This is a genomic window from Aquisalibacillus elongatus, assembly GCF_003843875.1.
In the GTDB taxonomy this organism is placed as follows: domain Bacteria; phylum Bacillota; class Bacilli; order Bacillales; family Alkalibacillaceae; genus Aquisalibacillus; species Aquisalibacillus elongatus.
The window spans coordinates 44,001-70,648 of record NZ_RKRF01000007.1 but is presented as its reverse complement, the minus strand read 5'-3'; the positions used below and the strand labels follow the sequence as shown (position 1 = coordinate 70,648).

At 37.8% G+C, this 26,648-nt stretch carries 31 protein-coding genes; 7 read left to right on the top strand and 24 right to left on the bottom strand.

What is annotated here, in order from left to right; all coding sequences use genetic code 11:
* The first annotated feature begins 82 nt into the window (after positions 1 to 82).
* From EDC24_RS00890 to EDC24_RS00875, 4 genes are all read left to right on the top strand, one after another.
* Positions 83 to 850 (top strand): gluconate 2-dehydrogenase subunit 3 family protein, encoded by a 768-nt coding sequence (locus EDC24_RS00890; RefSeq protein ID WP_124218983.1) that lies wholly within the window; start codon positions 83 to 85, stop codon positions 848 to 850.
* Positions 851 to 862: 12 nt separating this feature from the next.
* On the top strand, positions 863 to 2,605 hold the full coding sequence (locus EDC24_RS00885) for a GMC family oxidoreductase (protein WP_124218982.1): 1,743 nt from the start codon (positions 863 to 865) through the stop codon (positions 2,603 to 2,605).
* A 19-nt stretch (positions 2,606 to 2,624) separates the two neighbouring features.
* Positions 2,625 to 2,807: a twin-arginine translocase TatA/TatE family subunit gene (gene tatA / locus EDC24_RS00880; protein WP_124218981.1), complete on the top strand. Its 183-nt coding sequence runs from the start codon at positions 2,625 to 2,627 to the stop codon at positions 2,805 to 2,807.
* 479 nt (positions 2,808 to 3,286) lie between these two features.
* The gene (locus EDC24_RS00875) at positions 3,287 to 4,312 is read left to right on the top strand and encodes a serine hydrolase domain-containing protein (protein ID WP_342769333.1); all 1,026 of its coding nucleotides are present in this window, start codon (positions 3,287 to 3,289) and stop codon (positions 4,310 to 4,312) included.
* Positions 4,313 to 4,363: 51 nt separating this feature from the next.
* Here EDC24_RS00875 and EDC24_RS00870 read toward each other — a convergent pair whose 3' ends face one another.
* The 7 genes from EDC24_RS00870 to thpR form a co-directional block, all read right to left on the bottom strand.
* Positions 4,364 to 4,816, bottom strand: coding sequence for an SRPBCC family protein (locus tag EDC24_RS00870; protein WP_124218980.1), 453 nt, complete (start codon positions 4,814 to 4,816; stop codon positions 4,364 to 4,366).
* A gap of 185 nt (positions 4,817 to 5,001) precedes the next feature.
* Entirely contained in the window at positions 5,002 to 5,853 is an 852-nt protein-coding gene (locus EDC24_RS00865; protein WP_124218979.1) for a YtnP family quorum-quenching lactonase, read from the bottom strand.
* 21 nt (positions 5,854 to 5,874) lie between these two features.
* Complete coding sequence (trmB, locus tag EDC24_RS00860; RefSeq protein WP_124218978.1) at positions 5,875 to 6,510, bottom strand: tRNA (guanosine(46)-N7)-methyltransferase TrmB; 636 nt, start codon at positions 6,508 to 6,510, stop codon at positions 5,875 to 5,877.
* 99 nt (positions 6,511 to 6,609) lie between these two features.
* Positions 6,610 to 7,401 (bottom strand): phosphotransferase family protein, encoded by a 792-nt coding sequence (locus EDC24_RS00855; RefSeq protein WP_124218977.1) that lies wholly within the window; start codon positions 7,399 to 7,401, stop codon positions 6,610 to 6,612.
* 105 nt (positions 7,402 to 7,506) lie between these two features.
* Positions 7,507 to 8,439 (bottom strand): diacylglycerol/lipid kinase family protein, encoded by a 933-nt coding sequence (locus EDC24_RS00850; protein ID WP_124218976.1) that lies wholly within the window; start codon positions 8,437 to 8,439, stop codon positions 7,507 to 7,509.
* A 20-nt stretch (positions 8,440 to 8,459) separates the two neighbouring features.
* The gene (locus EDC24_RS00845; protein WP_124218975.1) at positions 8,460 to 9,368 is read right to left on the bottom strand and encodes an NERD domain-containing protein; all 909 of its coding nucleotides are present in this window, start codon (positions 9,366 to 9,368) and stop codon (positions 8,460 to 8,462) included.
* 10 nt (positions 9,369 to 9,378) lie between these two features.
* Positions 9,379 to 9,942 carry an RNA 2',3'-cyclic phosphodiesterase gene (gene thpR, locus EDC24_RS00840; RefSeq protein WP_124218974.1) on the bottom strand — a complete coding sequence of 188 codons (564 nt, stop codon included), beginning with the start codon at positions 9,940 to 9,942 and terminating at the stop codon, positions 9,379 to 9,381.
* A gap of 187 nt (positions 9,943 to 10,129) precedes the next feature.
* Between thpR and EDC24_RS00835 the strand changes: the two genes are divergently transcribed.
* A complete protein-coding gene (locus EDC24_RS00835; RefSeq protein ID WP_124220335.1) occupies positions 10,130 to 10,336 on the top strand; it encodes a DeoR family transcriptional regulator in 207 nt (68 codons plus the stop codon).
* On the opposite strand, the gene EDC24_RS00830 is transcribed toward EDC24_RS00835, so the two are convergent.
* The gene (locus EDC24_RS00830) at positions 10,333 to 11,043 is read right to left on the bottom strand and encodes a pseudouridine synthase (protein WP_124218973.1); all 711 of its coding nucleotides are present in this window, start codon (positions 11,041 to 11,043) and stop codon (positions 10,333 to 10,335) included. The two genes, EDC24_RS00835 and EDC24_RS00830, sit on opposite strands and share 4 nt — an antisense overlap.
* A gap of 17 nt (positions 11,044 to 11,060) precedes the next feature.
* The gene (locus EDC24_RS00825; RefSeq protein ID WP_124218972.1) at positions 11,061 to 12,680 is read right to left on the bottom strand and encodes a putative polysaccharide biosynthesis protein; all 1,620 of its coding nucleotides are present in this window, start codon (positions 12,678 to 12,680) and stop codon (positions 11,061 to 11,063) included.
* 90 nt (positions 12,681 to 12,770) lie between these two features.
* Here EDC24_RS00825 and EDC24_RS00820 point away from each other — a divergent pair, with 90 nt between their 5' ends.
* A complete protein-coding gene (locus EDC24_RS00820) occupies positions 12,771 to 14,030 on the top strand; it encodes a BaiN/RdsA family NAD(P)/FAD-dependent oxidoreductase (RefSeq protein WP_124218971.1) in 1,260 nt (419 codons plus the stop codon).
* A gap of 599 nt (positions 14,031 to 14,629) precedes the next feature.
* Here EDC24_RS00820 and EDC24_RS00815 read toward each other — a convergent pair.
* The 13 genes from EDC24_RS00815 to EDC24_RS00755 all read right to left on the bottom strand — a co-directional run bounded on the left by EDC24_RS00815 (position 14,630) and on the right by EDC24_RS00755 (position 24,329).
* Positions 14,630 to 15,448: a GNAT family N-acetyltransferase gene (locus tag EDC24_RS00815; protein WP_124218970.1), complete on the bottom strand. Its 819-nt coding sequence runs from the start codon at positions 15,446 to 15,448 to the stop codon at positions 14,630 to 14,632.
* 356 nt (positions 15,449 to 15,804) lie between these two features.
* Positions 15,805 to 16,302, bottom strand: a complete 498-nt coding sequence (locus EDC24_RS00810; protein ID WP_124218969.1) for a GNAT family N-acetyltransferase — start codon at positions 16,300 to 16,302, stop codon at positions 15,805 to 15,807.
* 18 nt (positions 16,303 to 16,320) lie between these two features.
* Positions 16,321 to 16,839, bottom strand: coding sequence for a hypothetical protein (locus EDC24_RS00805; RefSeq protein WP_124218968.1), 519 nt, complete (start codon positions 16,837 to 16,839; stop codon positions 16,321 to 16,323).
* Between the two features lie 214 nt (positions 16,840 to 17,053).
* Positions 17,054 to 17,680: a class I SAM-dependent methyltransferase gene (locus EDC24_RS00800; protein ID WP_211342325.1), complete on the bottom strand. Its 627-nt coding sequence runs from the start codon at positions 17,678 to 17,680 to the stop codon at positions 17,054 to 17,056.
* Between the two features lie 14 nt (positions 17,681 to 17,694).
* Positions 17,695 to 18,237: a GrpB family protein gene (locus EDC24_RS00795; RefSeq protein WP_124218967.1), complete on the bottom strand. Its 543-nt coding sequence runs from the start codon at positions 18,235 to 18,237 to the stop codon at positions 17,695 to 17,697.
* Between the two features lie 40 nt (positions 18,238 to 18,277).
* The gene (locus tag EDC24_RS00790; RefSeq protein WP_170158431.1) at positions 18,278 to 18,862 is read right to left on the bottom strand and encodes a bifunctional transcriptional activator/DNA repair enzyme AdaA; all 585 of its coding nucleotides are present in this window, start codon (positions 18,860 to 18,862) and stop codon (positions 18,278 to 18,280) included.
* Positions 18,846 to 20,132 carry an APC family permease gene (locus EDC24_RS00785; RefSeq protein WP_124218966.1) on the bottom strand — a complete coding sequence of 429 codons (1,287 nt, stop codon included), beginning with the start codon at positions 20,130 to 20,132 and terminating at the stop codon, positions 18,846 to 18,848. The genes EDC24_RS00790 and EDC24_RS00785 overlap by 17 nt, the downstream gene beginning before the upstream one ends.
* 141 nt (positions 20,133 to 20,273) lie before the next feature.
* Positions 20,274 to 20,648: a VOC family protein gene (locus EDC24_RS00780; RefSeq protein ID WP_124218965.1), complete on the bottom strand. Its 375-nt coding sequence runs from the start codon at positions 20,646 to 20,648 to the stop codon at positions 20,274 to 20,276.
* Complete coding sequence (locus EDC24_RS00775; protein WP_245997933.1) at positions 20,648 to 21,232, bottom strand: hypothetical protein; 585 nt, start codon at positions 21,230 to 21,232, stop codon at positions 20,648 to 20,650. The genes EDC24_RS00780 and EDC24_RS00775 overlap by 1 nt, the downstream gene beginning before the upstream one ends.
* Before the next feature lie 62 nt (positions 21,233 to 21,294).
* Positions 21,295 to 22,428: a hypothetical protein gene (locus EDC24_RS00770; protein WP_124218964.1), complete on the bottom strand. Its 1,134-nt coding sequence runs from the start codon at positions 22,426 to 22,428 to the stop codon at positions 21,295 to 21,297.
* Positions 22,429 to 22,439: 11 nt separating this feature from the next.
* A complete protein-coding gene (locus EDC24_RS00765; protein ID WP_124218963.1) occupies positions 22,440 to 23,273 on the bottom strand; it encodes a hypothetical protein in 834 nt (277 codons plus the stop codon).
* A complete protein-coding gene (locus tag EDC24_RS00760) occupies positions 23,270 to 23,959 on the bottom strand; it encodes an ATP-binding cassette domain-containing protein (RefSeq protein ID WP_124218962.1) in 690 nt (229 codons plus the stop codon). The genes EDC24_RS00765 and EDC24_RS00760 overlap by 4 nt, the downstream gene beginning before the upstream one ends.
* The gene (locus tag EDC24_RS00755) at positions 23,952 to 24,329 is read right to left on the bottom strand and encodes a GntR family transcriptional regulator (RefSeq protein WP_124218961.1); all 378 of its coding nucleotides are present in this window, start codon (positions 24,327 to 24,329) and stop codon (positions 23,952 to 23,954) included. Before EDC24_RS00755 ends, EDC24_RS00760 begins: the two co-directional genes overlap by 8 nt.
* 205 nt (positions 24,330 to 24,534) lie before the next feature.
* Here EDC24_RS00755 and EDC24_RS00750 point away from each other — a divergent pair, with 205 nt between their 5' ends.
* The gene (locus tag EDC24_RS00750) at positions 24,535 to 25,287 is read left to right on the top strand and encodes an exodeoxyribonuclease III (protein WP_124218960.1); all 753 of its coding nucleotides are present in this window, start codon (positions 24,535 to 24,537) and stop codon (positions 25,285 to 25,287) included.
* Between the two features lie 195 nt (positions 25,288 to 25,482).
* On the opposite strand, the gene EDC24_RS00745 is transcribed toward EDC24_RS00750, so the two are convergent.
* Both EDC24_RS00745 and EDC24_RS00740 read right to left on the bottom strand, forming a co-directional pair.
* The gene (locus tag EDC24_RS00745) at positions 25,483 to 26,025 is read right to left on the bottom strand and encodes a DUF1541 domain-containing protein (protein ID WP_124218959.1); all 543 of its coding nucleotides are present in this window, start codon (positions 26,023 to 26,025) and stop codon (positions 25,483 to 25,485) included.
* Complete coding sequence (locus EDC24_RS00740) at positions 26,022 to 26,474, bottom strand: DUF2243 domain-containing protein (protein ID WP_245997932.1); 453 nt, start codon at positions 26,472 to 26,474, stop codon at positions 26,022 to 26,024. Before EDC24_RS00740 ends, EDC24_RS00745 begins: the two co-directional genes overlap by 4 nt.
* Positions 26,475 to 26,648 lie beyond the last annotated feature (174 nt).

Genomic DNA, 26,648 nt, shown 5'->3' with positions numbered 1-26,648 from the left:
ACTTGGTTAGTTCTTTTTTTATTACATAAATTAACCATTTTCGGTAAAAATAAATTCACGTTACCAAAAGGAGGTATAGATTATGGCAGATGAAGAAAAACACAAAACTGATGAATCCCGGCGACAATTTCTGAAAAACAGCGGTTACTTCGCCGGAGGTTTAGTTGGGGGTGGGATCTTAGGTTCTGTAATTGGTTGGCAGGTTGATGAAGATACGCAAAATCAAACCCAAGGTGAACAAACGGATCAGGGTAATCAGGGCGGCCCGAATTTCAATCGAGCTTTAAAATTCTTTAAAAACCAGGAAGAATTTCAACGTTTAAGTGCAGCCACTGAACGCATTTTTCCTGAAGATGACAATGGTCCGGGTGCTATTAAACTTGGAGTTCCATACTTTATTGACCACGAATTAGCAGGTGAATATGGAAATAATGATCGTTTATACATGAATGGACCTTTTCACGAAGGAACTCCGTATCAAGGATTTCAAAGCCGTCTAAAACGAAAACAGATTTTTAAAGAAGGGTTAAGAGTCATGGAACAAGAAGCTCAAAATTCCCATGACGATTCTTTTGTAAATCTCGATCAAGAACAACAAGATGAAATTTTAACTAAATTCCAAAACGATGAGGTGAAACTTCGTGGAGTTAAAGCTTCTGATTTTTTTGGGATGCTAAGAGAATCAACGCTCGCAGGTGCTTTTGCAGACCCATTATATGGTGGAAACACGAATATGGAAGGTTGGAGAATGAAAGAATTCCCTGGCTCTCAAATGAGTTATATGGATGAAATTGGCTCTGAGGAGTTCGTCGAAATGGAACCACGAGCACTTTACGATCACCTACATTAAGGAGGATGCAATATGGCTACACGTCTAGAGAAAACCGATGTTGTCACGGTCGGAGTCGGATGGACAGGCGGTATTATCGCAGCTGAACTAACTAAAGCCGGCTATAATGTTGTTGGACTTGAACGCGGTGAAGACCGTTCAACCAAAGATTTTCAAATGATTCATGACGAGTATCGTTATGATATTCACCACGATTTAATGCAAGATGTTTCAAAAGAAACAATCACATTTAGAAACAATCGGGACGAACGCGCATTACCTATGCGACGTTTAGGTTCTTTCTTACCAGGTTCAGGTGTTGGTGGGGCCGGCGTTCACTGGAACGGTCAAACTTGGCGCTTTTTGCCTTATGACCTTCAAATTAAATCCATGACTGATGAGAAGTACGGTTCAGGTAAATTAGGCGATGAGTATACTTATCAAGACTGGGGAATTAGTTATGAAGAGTTAGAACCCTACTTTTATCAATTCGAATTAGTCGCAGGGATTAGTGGTGAAGACAATCCTAAAGGAGCACCAAGAAGTAATGAGTACCCCACACCACCAATGAAAAGTACACCAATCTTAGATAAATTTAAGAATGCGACAAGCAATATGGGACTTAACCCTATTCAAATGCCTTCAGCGAACCTTTCGGAAAACTACGAAAATCCAGATGGTCAAACGATTGCGCAATGTCAATATTGTGGGTTCTGCGAGCGATTTGGATGTGAATATGGCGCTAAGTCTTCACCAAATGTTACAGTTATTCCAACCGCTCAACAAACAGGAAAATTCGATATGAAAACACATTCAGAAGTCGTTGAAGTCATTCAAGAAGGCGGTAAAGCAACTGGCGTTCGTTTTGTTGATACAGTTTCAGGTGAAGAGTTTATCCAACCGGCTGATGTGGTCGTCTTAACAAGTTATGTCCTAAATAACACGCGTCTTCTATTACAATCCAACATTGGTCAACCTTACAACCCAGAAAATGGACAAGGGGTCGTTGGTAAAAACTATTGCTATCAAATTTTACCTGGTGCGGCAGGATTTTTTGAAGACCAAAAGTTTAACACCTACATGGGAGCAGGTTCATTAGGGGCAACAGTAGATGATTATAACGGAGATAATTTTGACCACAGTGACCTTGATTTCATTCATGGTGGATCCATCTCTATTACGCAAACCGGCAGAAGACCAATCGGTTCAAACTTAACACCTAGTGGCACACCATCATGGGGGCCTGAATTCAAAAAACAATCGTTAAATTATCACAATCGAACGTTAAGCGTTGTCGCACAAGGGGCATCCATTCCACATCGTGAAAATTTCATGGATTTAGACCCAACATATAAAGATTTTTACGGAAACTCATTATTACGTTTAACGTATGATTTTACTGAACAAGACCGTAAACTTCATCAACATATCACAGAAGTTTGCGGAGAGATTATGAAGGAAATGGGCGCCGATATCATCGAGAAAAATCAAATGGATGACCACTACGACATTGTTCCTTATCAGACAACTCACAACACAGGTGGCGTCATTATGGGAGCTGACGCTGAGACGTCTGCTGTAAACAATTACTTGCAAATGTGGGACTCTGAAAGTCTATTTGTTGTCGGCGCATCAGCCTTTGTTCATAACGGCGGCTACAACCCAACCGGTACCGTAGGCGCATTAGCTTACCGCGCAGCAGAAGGTATTCAACAATATCTAGAACAAGGCGGCGGACAACTCGTTAAAAGCAAAAGTAAAAGTAAGCTAACCTAACTTGAAAGGAGGAGCCTCAATGGGAATCTCCACAATCGGCATCCCAGGGTTAATCTTAATCCTCATGATCACACTGATCGTATTCGGACCGAAAAAACTACCCGAGATCGGGTCAGCCATCGGCCAAACTCTATCCGAATTTAAGAAATCGGCAAACAATCTAATTGAAGAACCGAAGCAAGAAGAGAATTCTAAAGAGTAATGAAAAGAAGTTTTTTCTAATAGATTCCGTTGTAATGTACAAAACATTATATTGCACTTAACATCACAAAAAAGGACTTAGGTTTTTCTAAGTCCTTTTTTCATTGAACTTCCTTACAAATTACAGCTATACAACATCTCGTACTATGAATGATACTTTTGAGACAGTTCACCAGCAAGTTTCTTTAAATCAGTCAATTCAATGGAACTATGTTTGGTATCGAACATTGCTATAAGGTTTAAATCTGATATTTCGGTAATAGCCTCTCCTCTGGCTAAGCTATCGTACACATAAACACTATGCAAATGTAGATGGAATTGTTTTTTAAAAATTTGAAAAACTTTCTCTGAATGCTATACTAATAAAAGCAAAGGAGGAGAGCTATATGATTCATTATCAAATGTGAAGAGGTTAATTGAATGTGTTTTATAAGATGCATTAAATTATTTTTGTAATAACACATTCAGGGGGAAATAAAAGTGGATAAGCTAATGAGTTGGAACAGTCTGTTCAAAAAACAAAAAGAACTTCAATTTTCTGGGAGTATACACGTACGTAAGAGTGGAAATACAATGTTTTCTGAGGGCTATGGCTATGCAATCCATTCGGAAAAAATCGAAAATCAACCACACACTCGCTTTTCAATTGCATCTGGTAGCAAGATTTTTACATCTGTTGCAATTTGTAAGTTGGTGGAAGAAGGAAAAATCAAATTTGACACGAAAATCATCAACTGCTTAGATTATGATTTTCCGTATTTTGATGAGGAAATTACTATTCATCATTTACTAACGCACACATCTGGCGTTCCAGATTATTTTGATGAAGATGAAATGGATGATTATGAAGAGCTTTGGGAAACCTTGCCAATGTATCGAGTTCGTTCTGTAAAGGACTTTTTGCCGATGTTTCAGTATGAACAAATGCAAGACAAAGTAGGTAGTCCTTTTAACTACAATAATACTGGTTATATTATCTTAGGACTTGTTATTGAACAGATTAGTGGGATGAAATTCGATGAATATATCGAAAAAATTATATTTAAAAGAGCTGGCATGAATGACTCAGGATATTTTTCAATGGATGAATTACCTGAAAATGCTTCGATTGGGTATATAGAAAAACCAAATGGTACGTGGAAAACAAATATTTTTTCATTGCCAGCAAAAGGTATGCCTGATGGCGGTGCGTATGTTACTGCAACTAATATGGGGAAATTCTGGGAAATGTTAATGAATGGCAAACTATTGTCAGATGAAATGACTAGTATCTTATTAACTCCACAAGTAAATGTTGTAGAAGATATCTTTTACGGTTATGGTGGGTATATGCAATCAAATGAACAGGGTGTTGTGAAATGCATTCAGATGGGATATGATCCAGGAGTGAATTATCGTTCTGTACATTATCCAAGTGAAGATCTTACTATCATTGTTTGCTCAAATAAATCTGAAGGTGCATATGATATGCTTAAGGAAATAGAAAATATAATAGAAAATAAGTAAAGTGTGAATAAGGGCTAATCTTGCTATTAGCCCTTATTTTTTAGAATTTTTTTAGTAACCCTCTGCAATCCTCTTTAATTCTCTTGCACGAGAGATGATAAAATTAGTCATGTACTTTTCCAAAAACAATTTGTCAGCCATCACTCCAACCAGACCAAAAGGTGATTTATACTCAAATCTATCAATCATGAGAGTGCCGCCACTAACTTCTTGGAAATGGTGGGTGTGGGTAAAGGAATGAAAAGCTCCTTTTACCATACAATCTACAAACATGGTCGGCCTTTCCATATGAGTAATTTTAGCAGTTAATCTTTGTCTAACTCCAAGGTGAGTTGCTTCCCAAGTCACCATATCACCCTGTTCTAACAACCCTTCCGTTACGCCCCCGACAGCCTTTTCGTTTGTCTTAGGAGTCGTTTGAGTATGTATGTCTACGTTTCTTGCAAGATCAAAACACACTTCAACAGGCGCTTCTAGGAATTGCTCATGCTTAATAATCGGCATTTCCTTACTCCTTTAAATTCTAAGTTTCTATTAAAAAGTCCGATTGAATCTAACCAATCGGACTTTCTTTTGAGCACTAATTAACCTGTTTTGAGCACTCTCACGGTCGTTTTGAGCACTAAATTCGTACTTTTGAGCACTCAGGGCGAGGTTTTGAGCACTCAAACCGCGCTTTTGAGCACTCATCAATATTCATAACGCTCGCGCTCAATAGATTTTTCAATTTCTTTATCATCATTAAATTGAACTGCTCTATAATAAGCGTCATGATAAAACACAAACCAACTATTTTTAGCATAAGCTTCATCCTGCAACGCTTTTTTCTCTTGCACGCTTGTCACTGGATAGTCATCATACGCTAAGACCCATAGTGGATTCTGGTGGGCATGTGTTGGCATCAAGTCTGCCATATGGATAAAGGATTCATCTCCATCCACAAATTTAATGACTGAATGGCCGTCACTATGGCCGCTCGTATGATGCATCGTTAAACCAGGTACGATTTCTATCGACTCGTCAAAGGTCTTTACCTGATGCTGAACAGGTTCCCAGTTTTCTTTCCAGTACGTATTTTTAGAACGAATGTTAGGTTCTCTCATTTCATCCCACTCGACCTGAGACGTAAAAATCGTCGCATTTGGAAAGGCACTGACTAGATCGTCTCCTTCAGGTTTTGTCAGTCCATTGGCGTGGTCGAAATGTAAGTGCGTCATTAACATCGCATCGATGTCATCCGCCGATAGTCCAAGCGTCTCCAACGATTCATCGACCTTCGATTCTTCAAAAACACCAAAATTCCGCTTACTTTTATCATTCAACTTACCCTTACCAATTCCAGAATCAATCAAAAAGTTCTTCCCATCGATCTGTACTAAAATCGAATCACAGCGTAATTCGATTTGATTACGATCATTATGCGGGTATTTTTTACTCCAAAGCGGCTTCGGGACTACGCCGAACATCGCGCCACCATCCATGTGAGTGACCCCGCCATTTAACCATGTTAATTTAGCTCGTCCAATCGATAGTGTTTTCATTGTTCATCCCCCTTTTGATGATTAGAAAGTTGCGATACAACGATAAATAGGTTGACCTTTACTAGAAAACTTCTCCTCATATTCGGTCATGATATTGGACTCATCACCTGAAGCATGCAGGTCCAATGTCACATCCTCAAGCGTCATCCCATACTGAGAAAAACTAACTAACGAATACTCAAAAAATGATCGATTATCCGTTTTTAAAATGAGCTTTCCATCTTCTTTCAAAATGTCCTGATACTGTTCCAAAAACTTATGATACGTCAGCCGACGCTTTTCGTGCCTCACTTTTGGCCACGGATCGGAGAAATTTAAATAAATCGTATCCACTTCATTCTTACCAAACATATCTCGTAAGTCTTCAGCATTCTCATGCACCAAAAGCGCATTGCTGACTCCTTGATCCATCACTTTTTGCATGGCTGTCACAATAATACTTTCCGCTTTTTCAATTCCTATAAAATTCATATCGGGATTATGACTTGCCATATATGCGATAAACTGTCCCTTGCCTGTCCCAATCTCAAGGCCCAAAGGCTGTTCTTTAGGAAAAAGCTGCTGCCACTTCCCTTTTTGTTCAAATGGATCCGGGATCACCAAGTCTTGATGTTCTTTAATAAAATCCGCTGCCCACGGTTTATGTCTTAGACGCATGATGTCGTCACTCCTAGTCTGATTTAATCTCATTAAATGCTATTATACTAAAAAAAATCTATATCCAAAAGCGACCTTCTGGATATAGATTGATATGAATTATGAATAAATAGCCATTTTGTGTTCCATTAAACGTTCTTTCCATTTCATCGCGTACTCATCGTGGTCCTGCTCTAAATACCAAATATAATAAGATAATGATAAAGCAATCATATACCATTGAATCCGCATATGAAGATTATGTGTCAGCGTGACTCCATACTGTTCGAGCCATTCATCCCACTGCTCACGCGGAACGTACTGATAGAGTAATAAACTTAAATCTAACGCTGGGTCGGCAATGACTGCCTGATCCCAATCGATTAAATATAAGTGATCATCTTCACCTTGCAACCAGTTTTCATGGTTAAGGTCTGAGTGACAAACGACTCTCTCAGGTGTTTTCACTTGCTCTAAATGCTTGTGTAAAAACTCTAACGCATGCGCAATCAATGCTTGGTCAACGCGCTGATTGCCTCTATATTGATTAATTAAACGCACAAGTAAATTGGCTGGTTCTAAAGGTTTTTTACCCATTCGCATGAATAAATGTAAAATCTCAGATGAGTGATGGATTTTACTTAATAGTTTAGCAACCTTTTGTTCTTTCATTTCGTTTTTCGAAAGGACTCGACCTTCTAGCCATTTCTGTGCGGTAATGACGTCACCATTTTCTAATCGCTTTGTCCAAACCAGCTTCGGAACAATTCCTTCTGCTGATAAAACGGCTAAAAACGGTGAAGAATTACGTTTTAAAAATAGTTTTTCATTCTGTTTTTCAGCTAAAAAGGCCTCTCCTGTTGTACCACCTGCAGGAGATATGGACCATTCGGAACCAAGTACATGTTCCAATTCACTCACCTACTTTTTGTCCATGATGCAAAACGCATGATTAAAACAAGACTCAACTAGATTAACCTATATCCCCAAAGCGTTTCAAGGGGACAAACGTAATTTCTACAATTTTCTCTTCACTAATCTAGCATTTGGATCTTTACGAACGAGGCACCGATAGCAGGAGTCTGTGAAGCCATCGGCATGATAAGTCAGCTTTTGATCTGACGTCAATTCTAAGTCAGTTACTTGGAAGGTCTCAACTTCTTTTAACTGTAGATGTTTGCCGAAAAATACAGTTAAAAATAAGCACAAAAGCTTCCATTTGGAAATTTGATGAACAATCGTTATGTAAAAAGTTTGTTTGTTTATTGTAGCATTAGGTGCTATTTTCATGCCACCACCAAAATAAGGATGATTGCTCACCGTTAGCATCCAAATCCCCGTCAGATCACGCTCTTTGCCATCATAAATTAATTTTAATTTTTTTGGTTTAAACTTAAACGTCATCAAAATTAATCCATAAATGTAAACGAGATATTTTAACCGAGCTTTGTTTAACCACTTTTTCGCTCTTGATTCATTGGCCAGAGATGCAACTTCAGCATCAAAGCCAAACCCCAAACTAGAAGCAAATAACTTCTCATGTCGGTCATGTTTAAAATCCGTTTTATATTTGCCAGCCCAGTAAGGATGTAATGAAACATCATGTAACGTCTCGTGCAAATTGATGGTGGGCTTAAGCGGCATCGCACACCCTCTTGCAAAATCATTTCCAGAACCAACCGGTATAAAGGCTAAAGGAATACCACTGAAATCTTTAAGGCCATTCAACACCTCATACATGGTCCCATCGCCACCCACAACAATTAGTAGCTTAATAGATTCTGAATATAACGTGGCTACCTGCCTTGCCAATTCTTTCGCATGACCCGGGTACTCCGTCACATACGTTTTAAAGGATCCTTTTAATTCAGGATGCTCAACAAGATAGTTTTGAACCACCTGCTCACCTTTACCACTGCCAGCTACTGGATTAATGATGAACACATTCATGCTCCACAATTCCCCTTATACTACGTCATGTCCTGATCTTCGTCCATCCAGATCGGGCGTTTAACAAACGTTTTTTGTGTATGTTCTAATAAGGCTTCTGAGACTTTCAACTGTTGATATTTGATTGGGTAACTTGTCTCACGCTGACGTTCAAACCATTCAGCGTAGTTCGTCTCATCGACGTACTCCGTTTGGTACGGAGCTTGTTGATGTCGAATTTGATTATGTTGGGTTAAAACAACCTTCTTTATCGGAAACTCAAGCTCATTGTAATCTAAAATACTCTTAATGGTTTTCTCTGTCCGTTTAAGCGACACAAGCGGGCTTACAATTTGCTTTTCCACTCCGTCTTGTACTTTCATCCACTTCCGATCATCAACCGGCTGGTATGTAATGTTTTCACCCTCCTGATCTAAAACCACAATACACTGAATCTCAGTTGGAGTAATTAACATCACGTCCGCCTCGACAACAGCTTTTTTTAGTTTAAAAATAGGGTTATAGAATAATAGATATGTATCCGGAAAACGCTGTAAAAAGTACTTCAACAATAGATCATGTTCATAATATCGGTCAAAATAAGACACTTCTTGAAGGGTACTAGAAGCCCATTTCAACTGAAAAGAGAAAACACGATCTAAGAAAAAATATTTCAGTTCACTCTCTTGCTCTGGCAGAGGAATCGCTTCTTCCTCATCATCTTCCCAGACATCAAATTGGTCTTTTCTCTTAAACCATTTCTTAAAAAACGATTTCTTCTCTTCTATTTCTTCAGGTTCTGCGATTTGAGGTGTGGCCTGTTCATCTTCCCACTGCTGCCTCAAACGTGCGTAATTATCCTTTTTCATTCTGATAAATTGGCTCGGATAACGAAACATATCAATTTCGTATCGAGAAATATAATCCTGTAGTTTCACTAATTGCGCCATATAAGCCACCTTACTCTAATGAAAACGTATCAATTACTTCATATTTCTTAACACGGTCAGGGTGTACTTGAAATAGTTGAATAGACGAAATATGAAAATCAAATTCATGATGTTGTTCTAGTATTTTTCGCTCCAACACATCTTTCGGGATTTGAAGCTTACCCTTTCGCCACTTCTTCGCTAATGTGATATGCGGGCGATACGGCCTTTTTTCAGGTTCAATCCCTAAATCTAATAACAAATCATCTACGGATTGTTTTAAATCAAAGATCGCCTCATTCCGCTCAACTTCTGCATACATCACACGGGGTTGATCTTCTTTACCAAAAAAATCAATCCCCTTAACTTCGACTTGAAATGGCTTGCCAACTAAATTCGTTAACTTGTTCTTTAGCTGCGCTAACTCTTGATTCGCTAACCCGCCTAAAAAACGGAACGTTACATGAAAGTCGTCCATATTGACCCATTTTCTGTAGTCCACAAAAGGCTCCAAAGACTCTTGCCATTTTGATAAGAACTCTTTGTACTCATCCGGAACGTCAATTCCAATAAAATAATGAGCATCGTCAGGCATTTACACGTCACTTCTCTTTCTTTTATAAATATTTTGATTTTTTAATTAACTTTATTGTACAATATTTTTATAGAAATGCACGAATTGTCATTTAATGTCGAGTTAATATTTACCACTTTGATTTATAATAGCATACTTTTAATATCTTTTTTCAGAGGTGATCTTGTTGAGTAACCCGTCCCAAGCTATGATAAACCGTATTAAGGACATTTATCTTTACTTAAACGACCAAGGTTCTGCCACAACGAAAGAGTTATCCGAACAGTTCGGCCTTTCCGATCGGACAATTCAACGGGACATAAACGTTTTACAGTATAATGGACTCGTTGAAAGCTGCCGAAAAGGTGAATGGACGACGACGGATAAAAAAGTAAAACTACCAAAAGTAGACTAGTGTGCTTGTAAAGCTTTAATCTCATCTTCTGTTAACTCGCGATATTCTCCAAGCTCTAGCGCTTCATCCAGGACAAGACTGCCCATTTTTAAACGTTTTAACTCTTCTACACGATGCCCGCGAGCGGCAAACATTCGTCTGATTTGATGAAATTTACCTTCAGAGATTTTAATTCGAACAATTGAGTCATCTCCCGATTCTAAAATCGTTAATTCAGCTGGTTTGGTCACATATTCATCATCTATTTGAACACCTTCACAAAAGGCTTTCACATCATCTTCTGTAACACGCCCACTAATTTCTGCTTCATATAATTTCTCCACATGATGACGAGGCGACAGTAATCGATGAGACAAGTCACCATCATTCGTTAGCAATACTAATCCAACGGTATCCTTATCCAAACGACCCGCTGGAAATAACGAAAATGGCTCATACTTTTCATCTAATAAATCCGTTACCGTCTTCTCATGATCGTCACGTGTGGCTGAAATTACACCTTTAGGCTTATTCATCATGATGTATATATAATCACGATATTCTAAAGTTTGCCCATTAATCACAATTTCGGATTCTTTAGGGTTGACTTGGAAAGATGAATCGCGGATCACTTTGCCGTCGATGGTCACCTTTCCTTTTTTAATTAACTTCTTCACATCTTTTCTAGAACCATAACCTTGATTGGCAAGCGTTTTATCTAATCTCATTCAAACACCTCATCTACTTAAGGGAATAGCTTCGCAAAGCGTTTCACACGATCACCGAATAATCTATCTAATAACGTGGTTTTGTAAGCTAACCAGAAATATACGTAACCCCCAATAGGAACCGCTACAGCTAACTGAACAATGAATTTAATTTTAGATGCTTCTTCACCAAACGGCAATCCTGCAAGCCATTTAAAGAAGATCACGACAACCGACATAACCGCCGTTAAAATAATGATTAATAACGAACGACGATATAATGAGCGGATTTTAAAACGAGTCACTTTATAAATAACTAACAAATTAATCGATGATGCTGTTAAAACAGCTAAGCCAGTTGCAAACACAGCCCCTTTTGCCTCAAATACATAAATGAGTGGGAAGTTTAATGCTATTTTAATCAATAAGCCAAAACCTAAACTCACTAAAGCAAAATTTTGACGATTGATCCCTTGTAGCATGGATGAACTCACCATAAAGAGGGCCAGAAACAATGCAATAGGCGCATAATAAGTGAGTAACTCACCGGCAAAATTCACTGAGGAGTCCACATTATATAAAGCCCCGTAAACTTCTTCTGCCACAATGGATAATCCAATTGACGCTGGAAAAACTAATAACACAATAATTAACAACGCCTGGCTAATATAGTTTTTATACTCAGCAGGTTTTTGCTCAGTAAAAGATTTTGTAATAGCTGGTAACACTGCCATTGCCAAGCCAATAGCTAAAGTGACCGGTATAATAACAAGTTTATGCCCGTACAAAATAATGACTGAAAGCAATTGTTCTGATTGCTCAGCTAAACCAATCTGTGACATCGCTCGGTTAAACGTAAACTGATCGACCATTTGATATAACGGTGTGGCAATACCAACTAACACAAACGGGCCAGCATAAGCGAGTAACTCTTGATACATATCTTTATAAGGAATAGTCCGGTTTGCTTCCTCAGAATCTAGTTCTTTTTCAAAATAAGGTCTACGTTTTTGATAAATACGGACTAACACTAAGCTAGAGGCAATCGCACCAATGAATGCAGCAAATGCTGCGACACCGACAGCAAGTCTTACAGTGCCATTTAACACGTTAATCACAATAAAGGCACCCGCTAATAGGAAAACGATTCGAACGATTTGCTCTACTACAATAGATATGGCGCTTGGCCCCATAGACTGATGGCCTTGGAAATAACCTCTAAGTAAACTCATTGGGGAAACAACCAGTAATGCAAAGCTGACCATTTGGATGACAAACGTGACATCACTAACACTGTTTGTTAAATCATCGTTCGTAATAAATATTTGAGCTAACCATTCAGCACTAAAGAACATAATTAAAAAGCCAATTAAGCCCATGAGAACCATGACCATCATGCCTGACCTGAACATCGCTTGTTTCGTTGCATGATCCTCTAACGTATCATATTTTGCGACGAACTTGGCCATAGCCATCGGAATCCCTAAAGATGATACCGTTAAAAATATTTGATATGGATTATAAGCATAAGCATATAAGGCTCCGCCAGATTCACCTACTAACATATTAAAAGGAATGACATATAGCATTCCTAGAATTTTAGACGTATAATTAGCACCAGTTAAAAGCATGGTGCCTCTAAGTACGGAATTCGACATTATTTCACCTTCATTTTTATGTTCAATCTAACTCTTTTATTTTATCATATATTATAGACAGAAAAACGAATAGAAAGGCATGAAATAAAATTGAAATATGATGTTGTCGTAATCGGGGGAGGCCCATCCGGACTCATGGCTGCAATCACAGCCGGACGAAATGGCGCCAAAACCCTACTCATAGAAAAAGGAAATAAACTCGGACGGAAATTGGCGATTAGTGGTGGTGGACGTTGTAATGTGACGAATGTACTGCCAGATGAAGAACTGATTGCACACATTCCAGGAAATGGAAAATTTCTATACAGTGCGTTTTCCATTTTTAATAACTCGTCTATTGTCGAATACTTTGAATCACTCGGTGTGAAGCTGAAAGAAGAAGATAAAGGGCGTATGTTCCCCGTTAGTGACAGTGCAAAAACCGTGGTGAGCACACTACTTAAACAACTTGATGTACACGGGGTAGACCAGCGTCTAAACACAAAAGTCGAAGCTGTTCACTACGGCGATGAGACGCACGAAATCATTTTAGAAGACGAAAAAATTCCAACCTCATGTGTTGTGATCGCCGTTGGAGGTAAATCCGTTCCAAACACAGGAAGCGAAGGACAAGGCTACACCTGGGCGAAAAACGCCGGACATACGATCACGGAGTTGTACCCAACCGAGGTACCACTAACATCCGATGAACCGTTTATTAAAGATAAAACGCTGCAAGGCTTATCGTTATACGACGTCGAAGTCACTGCCCTAAAGCCAAACGGCAAACCCATTCAGTCACATCGATGGGATATTTTATTCACACACCAAGGCATCTCAGGCCCTGCTGCGTTAAGGCTAAGCCAATTTGTCGTGAAAGCGTTGAAAAAATTCAAGGTCGATACAATTGATATATCCGTGGACTGCTTCCCAGATGAAGGGGAGCAAAACCTAGTAGACAAGCTCATGAAAGAAGCCAAGGACAACCCTAATAAATCAGTCAAAAACGCTTGGAAGAACTTTTTGACCGAACGTTATTTGCTGTTTTTAATGGATCAAGTCGGACTAGACCCAAGCACGACTTATCACCATTTGAAGAAAAAGGACGTAATGGACCTAGCCCACGCCATGAAACAATTCAAGGTCAAAGTCAATGGTACTCTGTCAATCGAGAAAGCATTTATTACAGGAGGCGGCGTTTCGTTAAAAGAAATCGTCCCAAACGAAATGGCCTCCAAAATTATGGACCGCCTGTACTTTTGTGGCGAGATCCTCGACATTCACGGCTACACCGGCGGCTTTAACATCACCGCCGCCTTCTCAACCGGCTTCGTCGCCGGCCTACACGCCGCACAACGAGCCAATGCTTAAGAATGAGGCTTTTGCGCCTGCGCGCAAAAGCCTCTTTTTTGTCTTATTAACGTTAAACTTTCGCCAATTTAAGTTTAGGCCCTCTCAATTAACGTTTAAGCTTCTCCTATTAACAAAAACACGTTTCTAATTAACGTTTACCCGCTTCCTTTTTACAAAAAGAGGCTTCCTTTTGATGGTTACATCAATTTAACTAAAAAAAGAGCAAGATCATTTTAAAAGAACTGCCCTTATTATAAATTTAGCTATAGAATATCAATATGAGGCTTTTGCGCCTACGGGCAAAAGCTTCTTTTTGTGTCTTATTAACACCCTTTAAAGTTTACGCTCTCGCTCACCTCTTTAATCCAAAAGAGCAAACTCCAATGTCGGAATTTGCTCTTATTCTATTATTAATATTTATATTAACTCAAAAATAGTCACACACACTAAAATAATTGTTACAGAGAAAGGTAAGCATCCCCAAAAAGAGCACCCTGCACATCCTTCGAGCATTTCTTTTTGAGTTAATGATTCTTTCTTTTTATTTTTATTTTCCAAAAATACTCAAACCTTTGCTTCATATAAATAAAGATTCCTAGATTAATGAAAAAGTCCATTCACTTTTTAACCCATATGGCTTTTGTATAAGCGATCTTCATCCCCGCTCTTTCCATATTGTTTTGACTAACTGAACCAAAATTTGCTTGTCCTACAATCAAATCACATTTTCGTAATTTAGCTTGATAGATACGATGCTTAATTAAGGCACTATGGATGCCTTTATTTCTAAAGTTTGGTACAGTCGTTGCTGCAGCTAATGAAGCTACACCGTTGTTTGTGAATAAAGTCCCCACACCAACCGGTTCACTTTCATAGCTAGCTAAATAAAATGTCCAATCAGTATTGTTATAAAGGATTTCATTATTCTGTTCTACCCCATTTTTCAAGAACGACGGCATTTGGAAACCTTTCGTATAGATTTCTGCAAAAGTATCAAATTCATCTCTTTTTAGTTCGCAGATAGTGATTTTTGGTTCTTTTATTTCAAAACTTGTTTCTAATTGATTGGATAGTGACGCGTAAAGAGTTGTATGAAAGTCATTTTGATAATATCCAGCTTCACTTAGATAGGTTAGTAATTCTGGAGAAGATGAGGCTGGTGCTAATTCAAATCGAACCGGTATCTCTTTCTGTCTATAGAATTCTATTATCTGATCTATTTGTTCTACATCTCTTTCTGTTAGCCCTTTTACCGTATTGAAGGATGGGCCAGGAATATTTTTCACCGAAAAAGCTGTTGCATTCCCGAATTTATGCATTTCTACGTTCATTGGATTTCCTTGTCTTTTTTGAATCTCTTTTAATCGAGAACTTAACGCCTCAATTTCCGAATCTTCCAACCGTAAAGCCAAATCTTTACTCACTACCAAACTCATATTATATCGCTCCAAACATTAATTATATCGCACTCATCATACTGATCTTTATTTCTCTACAATAAATTCGACAAAAAAGGACGTTAACCCTTCTTGGCTTAACGTCTTTAGATAGTATGAATCCTTTGTATTTTTATTAAGTTTGGGCCCTTCCTATTAAAGTTTAAGCAGTCCCTTTTTACGTTTAACCGTTTTCTATTAACGTTAGAGCTTCTCCTATTAACAAAAACACGTTTCTAATTAACGTTTACCCGCTTCCTAATTACATTAAGAAACTTTATATTAATGTTTACATCCAATTTAATTAAAAAAAGAGCAGGTTCTTTTTATAAAAAACTGCCCTTAATACAGATTCGCTATAATAACTTAGACATATAATATTCATCTAGGTACTTGCCATCTATAAATAATGACTTTCTTTTTATTCCCTCGATTTCAAAACCCATTTTTTTATACAGATGTACGCCCGCTTCATTATAAGTAACAACAGTTAATTCTAACCGTTGTAGTTGTTGTTTAATTGCCCACTCTTCCATTTTCATAAATAGTAAAGTTCCAACGCCTTTTCCCCTACTATCGGTATGTATCCCTGTAACAATATAACCTGAATGTTTATTTCTCCTTGCATTACCACCTATAACTAATAAATAACCAACTAATTTATGATCTTCTTCAGCTACTAGTAAAGTAGAGTTTTCACTATCTCTAATACTCTCAATCATTTTTACTTGATTTTCAGTTGAGATATTTCTCTCACCAGATTCCCAGAGCATGTATTGTGAAGTTTGATCTACAGACTGTATAAGATTTGCTAGTTGCTCTGCATCAATTATATCTGCTTCTCTTGCAATCATAATAATTTCCCCTCTACTTTAAGCCTGAATACTCTTATTTGCGTTATGAACACCTAAAACTCCTAATATTACATTAAATACTATGGCAGTCCCGTTCGTGAATCCTACAATATATAATGGTAGCAATAACATTAAGCATACAATCAGAAATAATATATACGAAAATTTCAAGGTACTAAAATTTAAAGCTCGACCCTTTATTATAAAAAAACTAATGAGGAAAGCTGCACTAAACAATAACAGAAATACAGAAACAGCAAACGCAAGATCTATAATAAATTCAGCCACCATTAGTTCATAAGATTCAAAAGGTATAATCGAGATTAAATAAACTCCAACAACACCTATAAATAATATTAGTATTTGACCCTTTCTTTTCTCATTAAAGATCCAAGCATAAGGGAATTTCTTGCGAATGACATCTACACCTTTACTAGAATAACGATCAATTATGTATAATGTAATTTGAAACCCCAACAATGAAAATAATAGCAACAACGCACCCATTAAAGGGAATCTTTGATATAAATCTAACATTCTAGTTTTTTACCTCCTAAATAACTAAAAGTTTACTGAAACCAGCAACATATAAAATTTATAAAATCCCACTTAAACTAGAAAAGATTAAAATATTCTCGTCTTTACCCGCAGGTTTGTCCTATTTACCAGAAAGTTTTTCAAATTTACCTGCAGGTTTTTAAACTTTATACGCAGGTTTTCCAAATTTATCAGCAGGTTTGGGCAAATTACCTTACTTCCTAATAATAAAAACCCCACCACAATGTGAAATTGGGTAAAAATCACACGCGCAATGATCTCCTAGAGAAGAATCCAACTCGTCGTAAACCAAATAAAACTCATCGAGATCCCAATGATTAAGATTATCTTGTCGACACTGTTCTAGCTTCTCTCTAGATTCAAAAGAAATATCACCAATGCATATTTTCCCTTCACTATTTAAAAGGGGCAGTAAGTGAGAAATAAATCGAATTTTTTCATCATCTGTTAAGTGGTGCAAAGTATATGTACTAATGATAAAGTCGTACTTTTCTTTATTAATTCCAGGCGGCAAACCATTCGTAATATCCCATTCTAATAAGTTTGCAGCTGGCATTTTTGACTGAGCAATAGAAATCATTTTTGAAGAAAAATCCACGCCATCAATGTGATGACCATTTTCATACAATTTACTAGTTAATGTTCCGGTTCCAAAGCCTATGTCTAAAACGTTAGAATTTGGTTTGGCCATCACTTCATTAAAAATAGAATTCAATATTTCTTTATACCCTGCAAAAGGATACCGACCATTTTCCTCACTGACTTGAACCGTCTGATCATAATGGTCAGCCCATAAATTAAAACCTTTATTGTTCAGCATAATACTCCTCCAATTCAATCTTGTAGCAACACTCTATTAATAAACGCCTTTTTGGCTTCTGTATAACCCTCACGATTATTATTAAATTCCAGTGCTAACTGTTGTTTAATAATAGAATATTCTTCAACAAGGTGCGGGTTAGCTCTTAATTTATCTCGAAATAAAAGTTGTTTTTCCCAACGGTCTTCTCCTGTTTGCATTAAATGCAGGTGTGATACCCGTTTATTGTTTTTCACTTTCACAAAAAACCTTCGCCAAGGTCGCTTATCTAATTCGGGAGGTACATAGTGCCAGTCATCTATGGCCAACGTCTCCACTATTTTGTCTATAGGTTCTAAAGATGGCAGAGAAGCCATTAAATCAATAATTGGCTTTGCAGGCAAATTAGGAATGGCCGTACTTCCAATATGTTCTACTTTTTTAACATCAAATTCCAAAAGAGAATGGTAGACTTCATCCCCTTCTTGGATTCCTTTCTCAATCCACATAGGATCTGGCTTCACAATCTTTACTGCCTCATAAGCCCATACTGGTACCTTATTATTTTCTTCTTTCATATTTACTCCGCCCTCCATCATAGAAACCTCATCAAAGAATTTAACTTTGAATTTTTTCTACACCTTTGGCCTGAAATTGACTAGGTGTAAATCTAGTCCTACGTTTAAAGGCATTATAAAAGCTCGATATACTTTTATAACCTACTTGATAACCAACTTCTGTACTATTTAAGGTAGTAGAGGTTAGAAGCTCTTTCGCCTTCTCGATTCTAACGTTTTCTAGATACATACGCGGGGTCAATTCCGTCCTGTTCTTAAACAGACGATTTAAATAGAAAGGACTGACTCCTACACCTGATGCTATATCATTTAAATGAATGTCTTTCCAATAATTAAGTTCTATCATTTTCTGAGTATCGACTATAATAGATTCAAGTGGGTCATATGTTGTTCTCTTTAGATCAGGGCGACATCTCTTACAAGGGCGATAACCATCTTTTTGTGCATTGGCAGCATTTAAAAAGAATGATACATTTTTGTACTTTGGCGTTTTTGACCTACAAGATGGTCGACAAAAAATCCCTGTTGTCTTAATAGCATAAAAGAACATTCCATCATACTCAGGGTTACACGAAACGGTTGCTTCCCACATGATTTCCTTAGAAAAACTATTTTGGTTCAACATGAGAACTTAACACTCCCTTTTGGGCGAAAAGTCTTTTAATAACCTTCATATAAACCACATATATAGTAACGACTATTAATGGAACAAAGATATATAGTTGAAAAAATGGTACCACTAGTAAACATAAAATGAAAGATACTAACGACGCCCACCATTCTATCTTGTACTTCTTCAGCAACTTTAACCCAGCTGCCATTGAAAATATGTAAACTAAAATTCCAAGAGAAGTGGGGATAAACAAAATATCGTTAAATGTCATTGATAAGAACTCTGTTATTAATACACCTGCGATCGCAAAGGAGATCACAAGTAAAACCACACGTCTGGGAATTTGAGTTGATGTATCTAGTCTTGAAAAGTATTTTGGAAATGCACCATCCCGACTTAACGAATAACCTAATTGAGCAAGACTAGCTACAAATGCATTTACTGTACCTGTGCAAATAATTAAAGCTAGTATAGCCGTTACAATTTTAGCGCCTATTCCAACTGTTTCTTCCATCATAACACCAATAGGTGATAGGTTACTTTCTATACTTCCATAGGTTGCTGTACCAATAGTGACCAAACTTAACGCCAAGAACAATACACCAATGATGATGGCACTAATAACTGTACTTTTCGCAATATCTTTTTCAGGCCTTTTAAAATTATTCGCCAGACTACAAATGGCCTCCCAACCAAAAAATGACCAAAAAATAATAGTTATCGCACTTCCAACAGAAAACCACCCGCTCGGAAGGAAAGGGCTAAAGTTGTCCCAATCTATATGTGGTAATGACACCAAGACAGTTAATAATAAAAGAACCAATAAACATGCACTTAGAATTAACGCGACTTTACCACTAACCGTTAAACCATAATAATTTGAAACTCCAGCAATTACCAAAATGAAGATGGCAATGAGAGTTGTTTCAAAATGCGAAAACCCAAATGCTTGACTAACATAAAAAGCACCAGTTAAGGATACAATTGTTTGTCCGACTACTGCTGTTACAAAGTAAAACCATCCTACAATATTGCCAAGATGATATCCAAAAGAGATTCTTACAAAAGTTGCAGTTCCACCAGCATCAGGATATTTTCGAGCCAAGCTAGCAAACGTATAAGCCAGCGGAAAACTAATTAAAATCACAACTAGCCACGAAATTATGGAAGCAGGTCCAGCCATTGAAGCCGTTACCCCAGACACAAAAAGAACGCCTGATCCCAAAACAGCTGCAATATATAAAGCAATTCCTTGATATAATCCAATAGGTTTATCTTGCATAACTCCTCACCCCTTATTATTTTAAGCGTACCAAGTATGAGGTGAGATTTCTTCCGAGTTCTTGCGGTTTAATTTTTTAAGCATACATGAGTGAATTAATCTTTTGAATTCATCTACTTCTTTAGAAGTTTAGGTGGACGATTAAGCATTACATATCATAATAATATTCTGATCTGGGTCACTAACGTTAAAATAAGCCAAATCATCAAATTCAATAATGTCGGTTTCGATTTGATAACCTTGCTTTTGCAGATCCTCATAAGATTTCTGAATATCATCGGTATGAAAATTAAACAACGGATATTGAGAAGCCTTAATGTCTTTTGTTTCACCATTCGGCCCTGAATCTAACGTTAAACCAGTATGGTGGTTCAGTTGGAAATTATAAACTGGATCGGAAACCTTACTTAAGTCAACGTCATGACCGAGCAATTGACTATACCAATTAACCGACTCTCTCAAATCACTTACATGAATAAATACTGTATTGATCTGACTTTTTATCACACTTTTCATCACTGACTCCCCCTTTTATTCATGACACCTAAATATATAAAAATACTTACCACAATTATACAGAAACTCACATTTTGAGCAATGCCAATAACATTTCCCCAGCTACTCGCACCATTGACATTAAGCTGCAAAATTAACCCAACCACTAGAAGCAATAAAGCATAAGGCGACCACTTAATCAAATGACCTAACCCACCGCCTAAACTACCGCCGACAATAGATGCCCCGTACCATATCGCATAAGTTTTAATTTGACCAACCCAAGATACTGATACTGGCGGAACTTCTTGAACAATAACATGGTTATAATAAGCTCCAATGACAAAGTAAAACGTTATTGCTACTACTGTATATAAACCACCTAATAATAGAGCCTCTTTTAGTTCTCGCCCAAACCAATATCCCACGAACATAGCCATCATAAACCAAAAGGGTAAGGAGTTAATCATAACGGCTAAGTAGAAAATGATCATCTCAAATTTCGTTACATCCTGAACCATATAAGGAATATGATCCGATATAACTGAAAATAGTCCGACCACAAATCCCACTGCCATAGAAAATAAAATAAATGGCTTCTTCAAGACATTTCCCTCCATTAAAATAAAAGTTGACCAGCCTATAATGGTCAACTTTATCCCTAACGCTATCTAAACTCCATCCTGTTTAACTCTAAATTTTCTAGTTGTTCTTCGTTATCAATTGTAATTTCACCTTCATACAATGTTTCTTTATTTTCAAGATCAATGACACGAAGTTCTAAATGATTCAAAACATACAAATTACCGTCTTTAATTTTATAATTAAACATAAATTGATCATCTTCATTAGCTTTCTCAAAAACAAAATCTTCTTTAAAATCCCCGCCTTCTATATTAAAAGGGGTGATTTTAATTTCCTCTGGTGTTTGCTCTTCGAAATAAACTGTATTACCATCAAAACCTGAAACAAAACCATTCTCGTTAATCGGTAACTCCAGCTCGGATAGTTCCATTTCGTTCACATCATATTGATAAAATTTAGTTCCAGCGACTTCTACTCGACCTTCATTACTCAGCTGTTCCTCAGTCGACCTAAAAATCAAGTGATCCATAGGCTGATAAGTCACTGAATCGTTGACCTTACTGAATGACATGTGATTGCTATTCTGACTTTTATTTTCTAATAGTTCATTCTGGGTCATTCGGTCTTCTTCTAAATCATAGACCATTTCAATCAGGCCATTACCATTATTGAAATATCCTTCTGCAAAAACCATAATTTTATTTTCATGATATTGCACTTCTAAAATATGAGCATAATCCATGCTCCCTAAATGAAGGGTTTCGTGAACTTCTTCGCCAGACTCTTTCTTAAGATAAGACAGTTCTATATTCGCTGTTTGAAAACTAAAATCCCAACTAGTCTCTGCAACAGCTAACACTTCATCATCTTCGTAAAAATTGTCGTGCAGGTAAGAAACACCTCGCATAAAGCCTTTATGTTCGTCAATCAAACGCTCCTGCACGGGTCCACGCTTACCAACCATTTGCTCAATAAACGATCTTTCAGACATATACTCTGTTCCTTTATAATCCAATGTTAACCACTCAGGCGCTGACTTTCCATCAGCATACTTACCTGATAGAACCACTGACTCCGCTAACGATTCATCCCCACTCACATGTTCTATTTGAAGCTCTGGTAATGAGTTAGCAACCAACGATGTTTGAACCAAATATGAACCAATCCCTACAACTAAAACCGTTAATACAACAATCGTTTTCCAATACTTTTTCATACGATCCCTCCTTACACTCGAATCTTATCGTTTAATAATTTTCGGCTAATAACAATCGATACCATTAGAACGAGTAATGCCATAACAGCAAAAGTGAATAAAATTTCGCCAGGATACATGTAACCATTAAGTAATAATTCATTCACTGCAAATGGTGATGCTAATAGCGCACTGACGACTATTGCGTATAAAATGGCGGCTGCAATTCCCTTAATTCGGTAACTTCTTTCAAGCAAAATCGCTGTAAATAAAACGCCAACAATAACAGCCCCGAAACCGTAAACCAATAAGATTCCATCCAAACTATGCGGAAAGATCATTGATATCAATGGATCTTGAGAGATTAAGTTCACAACATTCATTTCACTCAAGAACGGATCAGAAACTAACGCATTAAAAATCGAATTCTCTATTAACAACGCTAAAAACTGAAACCCGACTAACGTTAATGTCGCCACCACAATCGTTACTAATTTTGAAAAGAATATATTTATACGCTCTGTCGGTAACATTAACAGTCGATAAATAAACGTATTTTTGCCAAACCATTCGCGATACCAAATTAAAAAGATGTAAAACAACATCGCCCCGACACTAATAAAAATCGGACCTAAGAAAAACATGCTATACATTACCATGGCGAATGAAAGCTCCCCTACTTGGTTAAGCGCCTGTGCCTCTGTCATTTGATTTTCAGTCATAAGCGAATCAATTCGATTATTGTACATCCAGACTTCAAAAAACACGCCAATCAGCTGAATCAGTAGCACAAAGCCCATCAATGAAAACAACAACTTACTTATACGATTAAATTCAAAGTTCGTTAATTTTAAGAAATTCCTCATCCGCGATACACCTCCCGCATCACATCAACCACAGATTTGCCTTCTTCCTCACGAATCTCCTCTGTGTTAAATTCTTTATAAATCTCACCTTCATCAAGTAATACAGCTTTATCAATCAAATGTTCGATATCATTGATTTCATGCGTCGTAATAATGACGCCACGGTCTTCAATGAGATGCGTTGTGAATACTTCCGCAATCTGCTCGCGGCTGAACATATCAATCCCTGAAAACGGCTCATCCATTAAAACGTAGTCGACGTCTAACGATAAACCTAACAACAAGTTCGTTTTCGCCGTATTCCCTTTTGATAAAGTCGAAATTTTATCTTCTGGATTTAATCTAAAAAACTTCAAAAATTCATTTGCTCGTTCTTGGTTCCAAACTTCATAATAGTCGTTCATAAAATCCATCGCTTCGTTGATCGTAAAGCCCGGAAGCATAATCGTGGAATCGGGAATAAACGTTATTTTTTCAAACGTCGATTTCGTCACTTTCTTACCATCGACTAAAATTTCTCCCGAATTAATCGGCGTCAGTTTCATAATCGCATTTAAAATTGTCGTTTTCCCGACACCGTTGATACCGATCAAACACGTGATCTCACCTTTATTCGCCGTAAACGAAATTCCTTTTAACACTTCTTTACGCCCGAACTTTTTAACCACATCGTTTACTTCAATCATCTGAATCCCCCTTTTCGTACTTTTGTTTGACTAGATTAAGCGCCTCGTCTAAGGAAACATTGATCGATTTAACCGAACTAACAAATTCACTGACAGCTTGCACAATCAATTCATCCCTTAAGTCTTGTAAAACATTCTCATCAGAGGTCACACGACTCGGTTGATTCTTTTCTGTTTTAATCAAACCTTCTTCCTCCATTTCCTTATAAGCCCGCTGTGCCGTATTAGGATTGATCTTGAGCTGATTGGCCAACTCCCGCCGTGACGGAATCGCCTGACCAGGCTCTAAAAACCCCTTCGCAATCTGGTTCTTAAAATACCGAACCACTTGCACATAGACGGGATCACGGTTATTGAATTGTATATTCATCTAGACACTCCCGTTTTATTAAGTAAGCTTACTCGAGTTCATGTATTAACACCTTAATACACCTTGCGCAAAAAAATATGTATTAATCGCTTAATACACCGATAACTGTATTATATGGTTAATACACTTTGAAAGTCAATCACTTTTTTAAAAAACTTTTTCTTATGGTAAAATGATGGTCGGAAAAAGAGAGGAGCAACACACTATGAAACTCGTATCTTGGAACGTTAATGGCCTACGTGCAGCTGTACGTAAAGGTTTTCTAGATTACTTTCATGAAGTTGATGCGGACATTTTTGCCGTACAGGAAATTAAATTACAAGAAGGCCAGATTGATTTAGAATTAGACGGTTATGAGCAGTACTGGAATTATGCCGAGAGGAAAGGTTATGCCGGGACGGCCGTTTTCACGAAGAAAACACCGGTCAGTGTCACATACGGCATGAACGGCGATTCGCACCCAGAAGGGCGTATTCTAACAATCGAATTTGAGGACTATTATTTTGTCACTCTCTACGTCCCAAACTCCCAGCGCTCACTTGCAAGACTACCGCACCGACTGGATTGGGAAGACGAATTCTATGACTATATTCAGAAGCTCGATCAGGACAAGCCCGTCATTCTATGCGGCGATATGAACGTCGCCCATCAGCCAATCGACGTTCGGAATGACAAGTCCAACCACGGAAACTCAGGATTCACCACAGAAGAACGGGGCAAGATGACGCGTTTGTTAGATAATGGTTTTATTGATACGCTAAGACACTTTCATCCCAATCGCGACGACATCTTCACCTGGTGGTCCTACATGAAAACCGTCCGCGAACGAAATATTGGCTGGAGAATTGATTATTTTATCGTTTCAGAAAGACTAGAGGACAAACTACTAGATTCAGACGCACATACAGAAGTCCACGGCAGCGACCACTGCCCGATTGTGATGGAGATTAACTTATAATGAAACCCCGCAGGCGACCTGCGGGGTTTGTCTATTCCCGAAACATGATGCTCTATTCTCGATTGTCCACCTTCTATTCTCGAATACCTGTGTTCTATTCCCGAAAACAACTTTTTACTCTCGAAAACTACCGTCCAATTCCCGAAAAGAACCATTCTATTCCCGATTCAGAAGCTCCTATTCCCGAAACTCACTTTACTCAATAGCCTCAAGTTCTTCCTCAATCACCCATTTATGATTCGTCACTTGAACGCCGTTTGGCAATTCAAAATCTACCATATAGACAGTTGTCGGTATTGCGTAATCTATCGTATGTACAGCATTACGCATCCCTTTCATATGTTCGGCAGTCGTTTGGACTTCCATCCCGTCTTCAAGATCACCTTTTTCTACGATTTCCTCACGCACGATCCACTTATGATTTTCAACCAACATCCCAGAATTCGTTGATGTGTAGGTCGTCGCATACGCCACCGTATCAAACGCACCCACAATCGTCACCTCAATACCATCCATCATGCCAACCATGTGATCAGCACGACTTACCACCCGCTCACCAACCTCAAACGACGGATCAGTCGCCACCTCAAGATCACTCGGAACTTCAGGTGAACCTCGATACACCATATCCATATGGTGCATCGCCGCCGCATCACCGTAATGAGGGTTAGTCGTCATATAAAAAACAAAAAATACAATAAATAACAACGTAATGATTAAAACATCTTGCTTTTTCATGCTTGTTCAGCCTGTTGCCCTAACTTTTTTAACCAAAGACCAATTAAAATTAACACTACACCTGATGCAAGAAATGCTAGATCATAAAGCAAAGGATTTTCCGCCATCGGATTAACCCTATGCACTTGAAGAATATGGTGGTCTATAATTCCTTCAACTAAGTTGAACACGCCACCACCAATTAAAATACCACTTAAAAAGATATCCCCGTTGTGACCTAGTTCACCTTTTTTGGCGTCACGAAAAATTTTAATCGCACCCCAAACCATCAATGCCGAAAACGCAGCCGTAAATAAACCATCCGTATAAATCTCTAAATGAATATTAGGACTCATAATCATATGGTGCCATTGCAGTAATTGATGAAACACGACACCATCAATTGCACCCAATATCCCTAAACCTAATATAAACCCAGCCGTAAATAAATTCTTATTTTCCTTAGTCACCGTAACCATCCTTTAGTTCATACTCATCACAAGGATAGCCAATACTTAACAATAAAATACAAAAGACACTTAGTTTTCGCACTAAGTGCCTTTTGTTAAATAATTAACCAACTTAAGTTGATACCACTACAATACGTTAAGTTTTTTAAATTTATCGTCAAGTATTAAGTAATT